Annotated in this window: 9 protein-coding genes and 1 pseudogene; 6 read left to right on the top strand and 4 right to left on the bottom strand. The window is 56.9% G+C overall.

What is annotated here, in order from left to right; genetic code table 11:
• Positions 1 to 403: 403 nt before the first annotated feature.
• Complete coding sequence (locus C2L64_RS00890) at positions 404 to 1,543, bottom strand: hypothetical protein (protein ID WP_090834913.1); 1,140 nt, start codon at positions 1,541 to 1,543, stop codon at positions 404 to 406.
• 1,328 nt (positions 1,544 to 2,871) lie between these two features.
• Positions 2,872 to 3,435, bottom strand: a complete 564-nt coding sequence (locus C2L64_RS53030) for a Tim44 domain-containing protein (RefSeq protein WP_158660481.1) — start codon at positions 3,433 to 3,435, stop codon at positions 2,872 to 2,874.
• A gap of 183 nt (positions 3,436 to 3,618) precedes the next feature.
• Between C2L64_RS53030 and C2L64_RS00870 the strand changes: the two genes are divergently transcribed.
• Positions 3,619 to 3,891 carry a hypothetical protein gene (locus tag C2L64_RS00870; RefSeq protein ID WP_090835041.1) on the top strand — a complete coding sequence of 91 codons (273 nt, stop codon included), beginning with the start codon at positions 3,619 to 3,621 and terminating at the stop codon, positions 3,889 to 3,891.
• 299 nt (positions 3,892 to 4,190) lie between these two features.
• Here C2L64_RS00870 and C2L64_RS00860 read toward each other — a convergent pair whose 3' ends face one another.
• Positions 4,191 to 4,637, bottom strand: coding sequence for an HU family DNA-binding protein (locus tag C2L64_RS00860; RefSeq protein WP_090834909.1), 447 nt, complete (start codon positions 4,635 to 4,637; stop codon positions 4,191 to 4,193).
• A gap of 591 nt (positions 4,638 to 5,228) precedes the next feature.
• Here C2L64_RS00860 and C2L64_RS00855 point away from each other — a divergent pair.
• A complete protein-coding gene (locus C2L64_RS00855; RefSeq protein ID WP_090834908.1) occupies positions 5,229 to 6,143 on the top strand; it encodes an H-NS family nucleoid-associated regulatory protein in 915 nt (304 codons plus the stop codon).
• Between the two features lie 53 nt (positions 6,144 to 6,196).
• On the opposite strand, the gene C2L64_RS00850 is transcribed toward C2L64_RS00855, so the two are convergent.
• Positions 6,197 to 6,835 carry an SEL1-like repeat protein gene (locus C2L64_RS00850; protein WP_090834907.1) on the bottom strand — a complete coding sequence of 213 codons (639 nt, stop codon included), beginning with the start codon at positions 6,833 to 6,835 and terminating at the stop codon, positions 6,197 to 6,199.
• A 223-nt stretch (positions 6,836 to 7,058) separates the two neighbouring features.
• On the opposite strand from C2L64_RS00850, the pseudogene C2L64_RS00845 reads away from it, so the two are divergent.
• The 4 genes and pseudogenes from C2L64_RS00845 to C2L64_RS00830 all read left to right on the top strand — a co-directional run.
• Positions 7,059 to 7,354 (top strand): annotated as a pseudogene (locus C2L64_RS00845) (proline racemase family protein); the annotation flags it as partial.
• Between the two features lie 489 nt (positions 7,355 to 7,843).
• On the top strand, positions 7,844 to 8,167 hold the full coding sequence (locus C2L64_RS00840) for an HIT family protein (RefSeq protein ID WP_244144482.1): 324 nt from the start codon (positions 7,844 to 7,846) through the stop codon (positions 8,165 to 8,167).
• Entirely contained in the window at positions 8,164 to 9,231 is a 1,068-nt protein-coding gene (locus C2L64_RS00835; protein WP_090834906.1) for an HNH endonuclease, read from the top strand. The genes C2L64_RS00840 and C2L64_RS00835 overlap by 4 nt, the downstream gene beginning before the upstream one ends.
• Positions 9,232 to 9,674: 443 nt before the next feature.
• Positions 9,675 to 12,461 carry a UvrD-helicase domain-containing protein gene (locus C2L64_RS00830; protein ID WP_090834905.1) on the top strand — a complete coding sequence of 929 codons (2,787 nt, stop codon included), beginning with the start codon at positions 9,675 to 9,677 and terminating at the stop codon, positions 12,459 to 12,461.
• Positions 12,462 to 12,585 lie beyond the last annotated feature (124 nt).

Genomic DNA, 12,585 nt, shown 5'->3' with positions numbered 1-12,585 from the left:
TCCTATCGTCCAGGAGATGCTCATGCGGGCCAGCGCAACTTCGGCTGTGTGCTATTGAACAATCGCGTCCGCATTTGCCGATACAGCTCGCTACGTCAGCGAAGATAGGGTGTTACGCGCGGAACACGCCCAGCCGCTCCCCACGGGCGCACGCATCGTTTGGGGCAGCTGGAACTCCTCCGGCAAAGCAGCCGTGTCCTACCAGGACACGTCGCGTCACGTTAGGCAATACGATTTCCGCTAGCGTCTAGGACACCGCTCTCAAACCGAAAAAGACGAAACGGTCGAGTATGTCCAACATCGGATAGGAGGCCTGGTGCAAGGAGGTCGGACTACCAGTGCCCATCCTCTAACCGAAGCGAGCCGCCGATGTTAAGGAGGCGATTCAACGCCGAAAGGACCTTTATTCGCCCGCGAGCCCGGGCGGCGAGCTGGTCCCCGTCGAAAGCGGGAGGACTTTCCAGACTACGCGTCCCGGTTCGCACGCGAGTCGATTTTCGATACATTCGTTCATTGCGGATACTGTCTCGTTCCCTGTAACTTGTTGAGCCACTGGTAAAAAGCGGTTTAAATTCTGGGTTTTAACGATATAATCCCCAAGTTCTTCCTTGTTCTGTGAACCGAGGACTGCATTCATAACCATAATGTCTTGATACAATACGAAACCAAATCTAACCGCCACAATTTGTTCGCTGGTAAGGCTGTTATCCGGCGGAAAAATTAACACTGGTTCTATAAGATTCCAATCCGCCACAATTTGGTCTACCAGCTTGGGGATGAGTTTCACTGATTCGGCTTTAGTGGATAGTATCGGCTTGAATCGGTCAATCGTATCTGCCATTAAGTTCAATCGAATTGCCATAATGGGGCCGTACTGTATAAACGATAAGGTGGCTGGCGATGACGGGCGGGTTTGTATTAGGAAACTACGGACTGCGTCCATAGCGTTTGAAAGCTCCGTGTTCGTACGAGCATTCTTTAATAGTAGTTTCAACTGCAGCGCCATTTGACCAGGACAGGTTTTTTCGGGACTGGATGGGCAACGATGAGACATGATGAAAGAAATCCCTTCAGGTTGCCTCAACAATAACGGCTTACCGATTATCCTCTTGACATAGTCGTTCTGAAGAGCCGGCCGTCGAGCTAAAAGCCTCAGAGGTTTAAAGTAAGCATCTAAAGCTGCTTCATCATTCCCCATGCGTTCCTGTCGTTCGCCGTCGAGAATGTGAAGATTCGTCAACGATAGCAGGCCATTGTCTGAAAGTGCCAGGTCCGGTGCCGAAAAGAAATCACGAAAAGCTTGTGCAAGCTGAGCGTCACCTTCTTTCGAGTAGCCTGTCGAATAAAGTGTTCGTATCTGCAAAACTGCCCGGTTAATCTTGGCAAGTGGTGAGGGAACAGATTGTTTGGTCACGGTGTTGTACGTGACGTTGTAGGTAGGAACGTTATAGTCGCGGGCAACAACCATAAAATATTTGGCATTGACCTGATTGATTGCCGTTGCATTGCCGCTAGCCTCTACGCGGACATTTTCCGATTTCATTTCGTATGTCGGACCTGAAACGGGTTGCCCGTAGGCGAATGCTGGACACAGGATGACCAAGCAAGCTAGCACTTGCTGCATGAATCGCGCAGGTGATAGCGTTAGAAGATTACCGCACATCGCCACACACCTGACCAGCGGCCACGCCTGTTCCCATGTTTATCACGGTGGTTCCGCTGCCGGTAATCACACAACTTGACCGCTCGTCAGGGGCGATTGCTTTATTGCCGTCTGCCGGATTTAGATTAGTCGGCGCAGGTCGCGTCATTACAAATGCAATGGACAAGCCTGCGACGAGTGAAACAAGCGCCGCGCCAGCAGCGAGTCGGGCAAGCGCCCGAGTGCCTGCATTAGCCCAATGCCTGCTCGCAACGGCCAGAAGCAGCGCCAAAGCTAAGCCAGCAAATCCTAGCGGGTGCTGGACCGACTTCGCGAGTTCCGCCAGCAGGGAGTGCTCAAGCGCCATCAGAATCCCCGTCGCGTGGCCGCACTCTCGAATGCTAGTAATTTATTTCGTAATTGTCTAACGCGCACACCCACGCAACGACTTAGAGAGCCGTTTGCGCTTGCTCTACGCGCATCTCGTGACGTTGCAGCCCGTCTCACGAACTATGCAAATATTCACTGCGAAACAGAAGGGGAAGGACGATAGGTGAGTACGCCACGCGCGGCAGTAGCTTCATACGCTAAGCATTCGCCGCCGTTCTTAACCGGCGGCGCATCCATAGTTTTTCGACATGCTCAACTGGGCGGTGGGTGTTGTTTTGGAGTTTTTATTCGACTGGCGCGCTGGTCGCGAATCGTGTCCAACGTGGACATACGGGCGAGTCGCCGGCGCGGAACGTCGGTGCCTCCCCGGATGGTAAATGTCGTTTCCTGGCTGCATCTGCGCGGTGATTGGACCCTCGACTCGTCGCCGTGCTGCGTTAATGGATGAATCGCGGGCTACTGAATTCCCCACCTGCGGAACGCTCCGTCATCAGAGCGAGGTCGAGGCGAGGCGTCGGGTGCTCGTAGCATCGTTGGCATCGCGATGCTTCCGCCGAAGACAATCGCGGTTTGTCTGGCAAGGCCTGCTATGCGCCTGACTTCCCTTCTGTCCGCCCACTCGCTTGCGGACTGGACTGCGGCGAGGTCTTTCTCTGAAGTCAGTCGGAACGTGACCCAGTTATTGCACTGCGAAAGCACCGTAGGAGAAATTTCGGATGGGCGTTGCGTGCTGAGCCACAAAGCCAAGCCGAATTTCCGTCCTTCCTTTGCCAGACGTTCGTAAGCCAGCGAGTTTTCGTTTGCCTCTTCGCCAGAGCCAATCGGACGCATCCATGCAGCTAAGTTTCTTCATATGCTGCACATATACCGAGTGTTCGACTTACCCGAGGACGCTGTCGCTTGACAGCACGTTGACGACGGTCTCCAAGAACCACACGGTCTATTTGGTCGACAACCTGGCCACGGGACATAATGAAACGCAAGGCTTGCCGGGCTACACCGGTAGTGACGGAAGCGCCTGCGGTTTCAAACCGGTTCGCCGCCGTATTCATGGTCGCCGCGCCGTTATTCATCCCGTCGATTGCCCGGATGCTGACGGACTGAAGCGCATCGATATTGGCCTGTGTCCGCGCAATCTGGACAGTGACCGCTTCGACCATGGCTTTCAGTTGTACGGAAAGGTTGCCGACGACTTCTTCGGTTCGGCGCGTGAGTGCCTCGTTCCGCGCCTGGTCCTGTGTTGCCGCCGCGTCTCGTGTTGCCTGTAACTGGGCGACGGACGCGGAAACTTCTTGCAGAACCCGGCCGACCACTTCGCTCATCGCCTGGCTATTTGCGTCCTGCTGTTTTGCGGCATCGGTGCCCAGTTCCACCGCAAACTGGCGCATCTGCGCGCCCATCATTTCCTGGTAACCCGAGATAAGGTAGCCGGTTTGACGGGCAAATGAAAGCCATCAAGCCAGCGAAGCCCTAGCGATTTCGGTGCTCGGGCAACCTTAGCTCCTGGTGTGGGGCTTTTGACTGTCGACTCATGCCGCGCGGGTCACCTGCGCTAGACTGGCTTGAGCAACCAGAAGGAGACCTCGATGAGACGCAAAATGCTCAATGCCTCGCAACTACAGCAGGAGGTCAACCGGCGAATCCATCGACTGCAGGAAATCGTCGAGGATGGCGTGAAGATTCGTGTGCCGCGGCCGCAGTTGCAAGAGTCTGACAAGACAGGCTGCAACTGGAACATGACCCACTTCGGCAACGCGGTCGGCTTCGAGCGCGACATCGAAGGCGTGCTCAAGGTCGTACGTGCGGAATACAACCTAAATACCGAAGTCAAAGTCACAGGCAACCCGTTTGGGGACTAACCATGAAAGACATCGATTCCTCGTTCGTTTTTGATGGCGTGGGCTCTAGTGATGCGCTTACTAGCAGTCGCAACTCTGGCTGGTTGCTCGACTTATGCTGTTGCCGGATATTCAATTTCGGCTGACAACGTGGTTGCCCTCAAGTCGATTGCTCCTCGCAGTGCGCGCGGAGTGTTCTGCTGTGTCGCCCAGTTCACCTTGAGTGGCCAGATTACATTAAGGCCCGTGCTCCCCAGGCACAAAAAGTAAAAAGCCCCTCAGACTTCCGTCGCGAGGGGCTCCCTTTCCGGCGGTCCGGTTTAGACCGCGGCGTCCTTCAGCTTCTTTAGCGGGCGTACTTTCAGACGCACCGAAGCGGGCTTCGCGGCAAACCACTTGTCTTCACCCGTGAATGGGTCCTTGCCGAAGCGCTTCTGCTTTGCCGGCACGTCCTGAGCAACAACCTTCAGCAGACCCGGCAGCGTGAACTCCTTCGCGCCCTTCTTGTGGACCGACGCGAGCACTGTTTCTTCCAGAGCGGCCATCAAAGCCTTCGCCGCTTTCGGCTCGACACCTGCGCGCTCGGCAAGATGGGTCGCAAGCGAAGCCTTCGTGAACGAATCCTTGATGGGTTTCAGCGGCGTGGCAGCAACCGCCTTCTTCGTGGCAGGAGTCGCCGCCTTCTTTACCGTCGGCGCCTTCGCCTTTTTCTCTACCGGAGTCGTCACCTTCTTCGGAGCCGGCTTTGCTGCAGCTTTCGTTGCCATAGATTCCTCGCCATTGGTCAAAGGTTGGGCCGGGGTCCTTGCCTTTGCGTAGTCCCCGACAATGCGCAAAGGTCCAAATTCTCAGGCTGGCGCTAGCGTAGCAATTCGCATTTGAATCCGCAACGGGCGAGGCCCTAAAACAAGTGGTTTTGTGAAGAAGGAACGCAAAAACGGTGACCTGTACCCCTCCAGAGGAGGATGCGCTCACGAACACCGCTACGCGACAGGGTTTGACGCAGGAGCAAGAGGGGTAAACCACTCGCGCGAGTCCAGCGTCGGGTGCCGGAATCGGCAATGATGCACGCGAGCGCTTAAGGTGATTGGTGTTTGCTGAAGGATGTTTATTTTCCTATGGCTTGAGCGAAGGGTCACCTTCCGGCAATGCGCCGTGCAAAGCATCAACTGGGATGCATCACAAGTCATAGCGCCTGCGAAACTATCTCGTCCAGTTGGGGACGTTGCGTGCGTCGACCCTTGAAGACTGTTCTGCTATTTGAACCTTCCGCCAATCCTCCTCAAGACGTAATCGACAACAGCTAGCGAACGGTCGATACGCATGGCATAGTGCGGACATCTCAAAGGGGAGAAAAAATGACAACTTTGGAATCCATGCAGGCAAAAATTATAAAGCTTGAGCAGCAAGCCGAGGCTCTGATTGCGAAACAGTCATCGGGCGTCATCGAGAAAATTCGCAAGCTGATGGCAGAACACGGCCTGACGGCTGCGGATATTGAGGGGCACGCTGGCGGCAAGGGGCGCGCGAAGAAGGTCGGAGCAAAGACTGTCAGCAAAGGGGGCACTGCCGCGGTCAAATATCGCGACCCGAAGAGTGGCGCGACGTGGACCGGACATGGCCGGGCACCCCAGTGGATTGCAAGCGCAAAAAATCGCGATAAATTCCTTGTTGATGGAGGTAAGGCGACGGCGACGCCGGCACCTGCGAGCAAAGCGAAGGCTGCTGGCAATTACGTCCGCGGTCCGCAGCCTGCGCTTTATCGTGACCCAAAGAGTGGCGCGACTTGGAGCGGGCGTGGGCGGGCCCCGACGTGGATTGCTAAAGCCAAAGACCGAAGCAAATTTTTGATTGCAGGTGGTGCTGAATCGACTGTTGCTGCGACGGCCAGTGCTGTGAGCAAGGCAAAGGCTGTCGGCAAAAAGACGGCGTCGAAGTCGGGCGGTGCGACTGCGGGCAAGGGGCAGCCCAAAGGTCCGCAGCCGGCCAAATATCGCGACCCGAAGTCTGGCGCTACCTGGAGCGGACGCGGTTCGGCGCCGGCGTGGCTTGCTGGTGCTAAAGACCGTTCGAAGTTTTTAATTGATGGCGTTAGCGGAGTTGCGGATTCTGCCGCTGCGAGCAAGCCGAAAGCCGTCGCGAAGAAGCCCGCGACAACGACTGCGGTAGCGAAGAAGGCGCCGGTGAAGAAATTGGTTGGCGCAAAAAAGGCGGTTACGAAGTTGCCTGTCGCAACCGCGCCAGAAGCTGTGACTGCTCAAGCGACCGCGTAAGCTAGGGCACAGAGCTCGCTTTTCGTTGCGTCGGGACGCGCGATTAACGGGGTCTACCGCGAATGCGCCCGCAGTGCGTCCAGACGCGCGGCGCATTTTGCGTTCGAACCACCGCGCTTGTAAGCCTGCGCAGCCTTTGCACTGTCTGGAACGACGTCGCCGGGAGCACTTCTGTCCCAGTGCCCCTCCCAGTACAAACCAAGGTTGTACGCGGCTGACCGGTGTCCAAGCTCCAAGGCCGTGGCATACATCTCCTTGGCCATCTCAAGGTCGGCGTCCATGCCACGACCAAGCCGCGCACTGTCCGCAATAGCCGCTGCCGCCATGCCGCGCAGCGGCTCGCTCGCGGTATCGTCCTTCAGCACGTCGCCCAGAATGACGTGTCCGCCCTCATAATCCGCAGGCCCACCTGTCTCCGTGACAAGAGACAGTGCAAGCGCGACCCGGAGGGAGGGATGCCGGCCAGGGCCAACCCGTTCAAGCAGTCGCCGGCCGAGATAAGGCGCGCCCGACAACGGGCTTGTGAGCAGGCCATTCGCAATGGCCGCGATAGATTCAGGTGAAAGAAATCCGACCTTGTTTGCTGATACAACGTGCCGGAAGAACCTTTCCACGTCGAGTGACGGGTCGCACTGGCGAAGTTGTGCCCACTCGCGTTCAATTTGACCCAACCAGCTGGAATCTGCCGACATCAGATTTCGCGTCCTGTGGTGAGTGAAGAGGGTGATGATACCTCACCGCACCTCTCGCCTGCGCCCCGTTACTAGTTGGCGACGCTCGTCAGGTACTCGAATGTAGGCGCACTCAAGACGGCGGCGGAGCGCGGGCGTCCCGCTGCTGAATCTTAAACGTATGTGAAGTCGCCGAGTTGGGACTTGAGATAACGACCGGCACACATGAACATCACGCCGGACTATTTCGGCAGTTGAAGTTCAAACCGGCGGCGAGGCGTTCCGCATCTTCACGAGCGGCTTCCTCGCCTGCCGGGTGAGCCCATCGGTAAACGTCGTGCATGGCTGAAAGAGAACGCCGACGAGATTCGAAAGGCGTTGGTGTTTGAGCCACGCTGACACGTACGGTGGCTACCTGACTGAACCGATTAGTCCACCGCCGACTTCGGCGTCATCTTCCTTCACAACGAGGGCTACAGGGACCACTGCGGACACGGCTTTATCGCGCTGTCTACCGTGGCGGCCGAATTGGGCTGGGTGCCGGCTCGCAGTTCTCGGCGCAAGGGCAACGCAGGAACTGTTCGTATCCGCACAGCCGGTATGATTGTCGTTACCCCGTGCTTCCGGTATCACGCGGTTTCATCGTTTTTGAAACTTCTCAATTTCGGTGAAACTTCTGCTGCTTGTTGAAAAAGGGGCTGCCCCAAACGCGCTTTCCCCCCGGAGACGAATTGAAACGAACGCCACCACCTCGGCAATCCATTGTGGGCCGGGCGTCTGTTCGCTACCTCCGGGCCTCACCCGTCGCATCATCACAATGCTGCGCAAGCGCTCGATGTCGTCGCGTGCGCCCAAGGTAATCGACAACGGTGCACCTTACTGAGATGATTTGAGACGTTATCGGCGACAGTAAAGATAGGTAAAATGGGCTGCTCCCTCAAGTCTTCGAAGAAGTCCTCGATGTCGTCACAGACCTGTCCGTTTTGCGAGATTCCGACTTGCCGCATCGTGGGTCAAAACCGACATGCCATGTGGATTCTGGATGGGTTTCCCGTTTCACCTGGACACAGTCTTGTCATCCCCAAGCGCCATGTTCGTTCGTTCTTCGACGTGAGCGCTGAAGAGCGTGATGACCTTCTTACGCTTCTGGACCACGCCAAGGCGCATGCACTCGCGACCCTCCAGCCGGACGGATTCAACATTGGCATCAACGATGGTCCAGCTGCCGGACAAACCGTGCCTCATCTGCACATTCATCTAATACCTCGTTTCACAGGCGATGTAGCAGACCCGCGCGGCGGCATTCGGTGGGTAATACCTGCAAAGGCCGACTACTGGAGCCAACGAGATTGAGTTTCAGCCCGCCTCCACCGTCGCCGGAAGCGCAGCTGGTTTTTCTCGCGAAGCTTCAACGACTGTTCGCCGAGGGCGACTTCGCTGCGACGTATAAATTCGCGCTTCTGATTTCGTTCGCAGAATTGGCTGTCGAGTACGGCGCCGACGACGGGGCCGAACTCACGTTGACCACCCGTCAAATTGCAGAGCGATTCGTCTATCTCTACTGGCAACATGCGACCCCGTACGGAACCGGGCATGTGGGCAGCCAGCCCGGCGTTTTGGTTCAGAATCTTGGGGACCAAGCCGCAATTCTGAATGCAATCTCAGAATTCAGAGCTGGTACCTCAGCATCATCAGCGCTACAAGCCTCCTGCTTACCGAGCTATGAACCACTGTTGTCGAAGGTGGCATCCGTAGTGTCCGCGCAGCCGTTGAAGTACCTCCAAAACTTTGCCGGAGTCACAGACCCATTCCTGTATGAGCGACGCTCAAGAGGCTCCGTGACGCTGAAGCCGGGCGTCAGCTATTGCCTGCGCCGCTTCTACACCCTCGTGGAGCAGATGGCACGGACCCGATGGGTCGCGCACATAAAGGCAAATCGCCGTAATCACCCGATTCTCGGGAACGCTGACGACCTCGCGGATTTTCTTTTCTCGTCTTCGCGACAGTCGCTCGACATTATCAGCACTCAGTTACGCAAGCTGGACGGTTCGCGTTGCTTCTACTGCGGAGAACGGCTCAGCGACGCAGACGTCGACCACTTCGTCCCATTCTCGCTTTACTCAAGGGACTTGGCACACAATTTCGTCCTGGCTCATCCGGCCTGTAATCGCAGCAAGTCTGACACGCTCGCGGCGAGACCACACTTGGAACGCTGGCTCGAACGTCTCGTGCTCAAAGAGCATCAAATCGCCGAAATCGGACTGCTTGCTGGCGTTTCAGGTGACATAGAAATTGTCCAACGTGTAGCGACGTGGAGTTACAAGGTAGCAAACGACACTGGCGGTCGTGCATGGTTGTCCCCAACGACCTATGAGAATGTCGATTCGCTCTACGTCAGCCTCTTATCGGGACCTTAAGCGGAGAAAAGTTTGACTCGTTGCAAATCGCCAATACCCGGCCATACGCGTTTGGACTGGACGGCCGCTGAACTAGGAATTGTCAGCCAGTAGCCGACATCGAGTCATCCTTTCCAGTTGCCTTACCGATTCTGCGCTTCAATGCCCCTCTGGGAAGAGCACCCGCTGAACCATCGCTCCAGCAGTGCTCCAGAGTGTGTTTGCATCTGAGCGGCTATCGACGCCCATCCGCGACACGAGATTAGTCGTAAGGACTCGACAGCCAGTGAAGGCGGAGGCGTGGACGCGCGGGAGGTCAATTCTGCTATCAGAATCACGCGTGAGCTGTACTTGGGCGCCACCGGTTTAGCGGCTTTCGTTTGCCCGGCAAGTCGGCTACCTTACTGCTATCTCGAACTGTTGCCGTCGCCTGCCTGCTCTTGGCTTCGTGCCGACTACTCCCAATGACTAATGCGGATAGCGAAAACCAGTGGATACCCTCCCCCTATGGCCGGATATTCACGAAATCGAAAAACTGGGTCCTGCGCCTGGTAGACGGCGCTCTGGTCCTCTTCGTCGACGGCAAAGTAAAAATCAGGCTTACACTGGATGGCAAGAGCCAACCGCTTATCAAGCAGGGAGTGCTTTGGGCAGACATCACTTTCCGTGCCGGCCAAGCAGACGCAATCCGCATCGATGGACTGCCGAATGGACAGGCGCGGAAACTCGAGAAGACTATTGCTACGTGCGAGCGGCCATATTTGTTCGACCGCGCGTACGGCCAGATACTGACCTGGCTGAAGGAGGGCGGCGTTCACCTTTCCCAATGTGAGCAAGACAGACGCTGGATACCCCAGAGCTGGCAGGCAGCATTCGAGTCTCGGCGACCGCACCTTGAGCGCTCCGATGAGGACCTCTGGAGGCTTTTTCGAGACCCTTCGGTTCGCGCCAGACTTCCCGGCGAAGCGGACTACGTCGAATCGGTGCTCAGAATCTGGCGACGTGACTGGCCAGCCTATTGGGCGCAGAAAAATGAAGAATACACGCGGCGAGAACTGGTCGCCTGCAAGGACCTGTTTGACCAGGTCGAGAGCAAACCGCTGACCGAAGAGCAGGCCCGCGCGGTCACCTGTTTCGACGACCGTGTGCTCGTTGTTGCCTCAGCGGGGTCGGGGAAGACATCTACCATGGTTGCAAAGGCGGCGTACGCCGTCCATCGCGGCATTTTTCGCCCCGACCAGATTCTCCTGCTGGCCTTTAACAAGAAAGCTGCCGACGAGCTTCAGGAGCGCACTGGCAACTTGTTCATCCGGCTGGGTATGGAAGATGTTGCGGTAGAAGCCCGGACGTTCCATAGTCTAGGTTTGAGCATCATCGGCAACGCCACGGGAAGAAAGCCTAGCGTGCCGGACTGGGCGGTTGACGCAGCCGCCGGACTGCGCAAACTCGAAGCAATTGTCGACAACCTGAAGGACCGCTCCACAGAATTCCGTACCAAATGGGACCTCTTCCGCGTTGTCTTTGGCCGCGACCTCCCTGAGTTTGGTAGCACATCGGACTTCGACGGCTGGGACCGAGACGGCAACGGTTACGTGCAGGCGATTCGCGGCGAACGCGTGCGAAGTCACGAAGAACGGCTAATTTGCGACTGGCTGTTCTACAACGGCGTCAACTACGAGTATGAGCGGGAATATGAATTCGACACCGCCACGGCCGACCATCGTCAATATTTCCCTGACTTCTACTACCCGGACATCGGCGTGTACCACGAGCACTTCGCGCTCAACGCCGCCGGCGAGCCCCCAGCGGAGTTCACCGGGTATCTTGATGGCGTAGCGTGGAAGCGTGCCGAACACAAGCGGCGCGGCACGAAACTGATTGAAACGACTTCGCACCAACTGCGAACACGCTCGCTGGACGACGTCTTGGGCAAACAGTTGACCGCACGCGGCGTTGCGCTGGACCCTAACCCGGATAGGCTCATACCGGAGCGCGGCTTTCCGCCGATGGACAACGAGAAGCTTGTTGCTTTGGTCCGCATTTTCATCACGCACGCCAAGAGCAACTGCTTGACCGTCGATGCCCTGTCGCAACGCCTGAACGTGGATAGCAGCGACGTGTTAATTCAGCGACACATGATGTTTCTCGAAATCGTTGGCCCAGTCCTTCGCGGGTGGGATGATGCATTGGACGCAGAAGGAGGCATCGACTTCGAGGATATGCTAAACCATGCGGCAGCGCATCTGGAGGCTGGCCGTTACGAGTCACCATTCGAACTCGTGATGGCCGACGAATTCCAGGATGCCTCGCGTGCACGTGCGCGTCTTTGCCGGGCTTTGGTCAATCGCCGCGGGCGCTTCTTCTTTGCCGTCGGCGACGACTGGCAATCGATTAACCGCTTTGCTGGCTCTGACATCTCAGTCATGACCGACTTCGCAGATTGGTTCGGCAACTCTGAAGTGCTCAAGCTGGAGCAGACGTTCCGTTGCCCCCAGGAGCTATGTGATGTGTCCAGTCGATTCATCAGCAAGAACCCAAACCAGCTGACGAAGAAAGTCCATTCAGTGGCCCCGGCGATGGGTCCGGTCCTAAAGGCATTTCAGGTAGACAACAAAGAGGAACTGTCTGTCGCGATTGATACGTACCTTGCGCAGCTGTACCGGGACCTGATGGAAGGCAGAGTGCCGCACGCTCGAGAAGGGAAAGTGACTGTTTTCGTTCTCGGCCGCTACAACCGAGACATCTCACATGTCCCGAGCAATTGGCGAGCGCGGTATGGTCGTCTCATCTCGCTTTCCTTCTTGAGCATGCACCGCTCGAAAGGCGCCGAAGCCGACTACGTCATCTTGCCGGCAATGCTGAGCCGCGCCTTTCCCAGCACGAGGGTGGACGACCCGGTTCTGGCAATGGCGATGCCAACGGGCGACACTTATCCTCTGTGTGAGGAGCGGCGGCTGTTCTACGTCGCACTGACTCGCGCGCGGCGTTCTGTTGCATTGTTCACAGTGAAGGGGGAAACCTCTTCGTTCCTGAATGAGCTCGTCAAAGATAGGGCTTTGAAGGTCGAGGCAACCAGCGGCGAAGTGATTGAGGAGGAACGTTGCCCCGCATGCGAAATCGGCGTTATCGTGCAGAGAACTGGCCCATATGGGGTGTTCGAGGCGTGCTCGTCGTACCCTCGTTGCGAATACAAGCCACGGAGTGGAGGCAACGGAGCTCGAACTAGGCGCGGCTTTACGCCGACGGTCTAAGGTCTTGCGTCTATGAAGAAAAGTGTTGTGCCCGTCAATCCGGCGGGCTACTCGAACATGGTGTGCAAACAACAACAGGTTGCTATATCAGCGGCCGCGGAGCACAGTCGAGCCCCTCCCAACC

This window comes from Paraburkholderia hospita, assembly GCF_002902965.1.
Lineage (GTDB): Bacteria > Pseudomonadota > Gammaproteobacteria > Burkholderiales > Burkholderiaceae > Paraburkholderia > Paraburkholderia hospita.
This window is presented reverse-complemented; position numbering and strand designations above follow the sequence as displayed.

What these genes read in the sequence shown, in the direction of transcription:
- C2L64_RS00890 (WP_090834913.1), bottom strand. Translation starts at nt 1,543, where the DNA reads ATGAAATCGGAAAATGTCCGCGTAGAGGCTAGCGGCAATGCAACGGCA.
- C2L64_RS53030 (WP_158660481.1), bottom strand. Translation starts at nt 3,435, where the DNA reads ATGATGGGCGCGCAGATGCGCCAGTTTGCGGTGGAACTGGGCACCGAT.
- C2L64_RS00870 (WP_090835041.1), top strand. Translation starts at nt 3,619, where the DNA reads ATGAGACGCAAAATGCTCAATGCCTCGCAACTACAGCAGGAGGTCAAC.
- C2L64_RS00860 (WP_090834909.1), bottom strand. Translation starts at nt 4,637, where the DNA reads ATGGCAACGAAAGCTGCAGCAAAGCCGGCTCCGAAGAAGGTGACGACT.
- C2L64_RS00855 (WP_090834908.1), top strand. Translation starts at nt 5,229, where the DNA reads ATGACAACTTTGGAATCCATGCAGGCAAAAATTATAAAGCTTGAGCAG.
- C2L64_RS00850 (WP_090834907.1), bottom strand. Translation starts at nt 6,835, where the DNA reads ATGTCGGCAGATTCCAGCTGGTTGGGTCAAATTGAACGCGAGTGGGCA.
- C2L64_RS00840 (WP_244144482.1), top strand. Translation starts at nt 7,844, where the DNA reads ATGTGGATTCTGGATGGGTTTCCCGTTTCACCTGGACACAGTCTTGTC.
- C2L64_RS00830 (WP_090834905.1), top strand. Translation starts at nt 9,675, where the DNA reads ATGACTAATGCGGATAGCGAAAACCAGTGGATACCCTCCCCCTATGGC.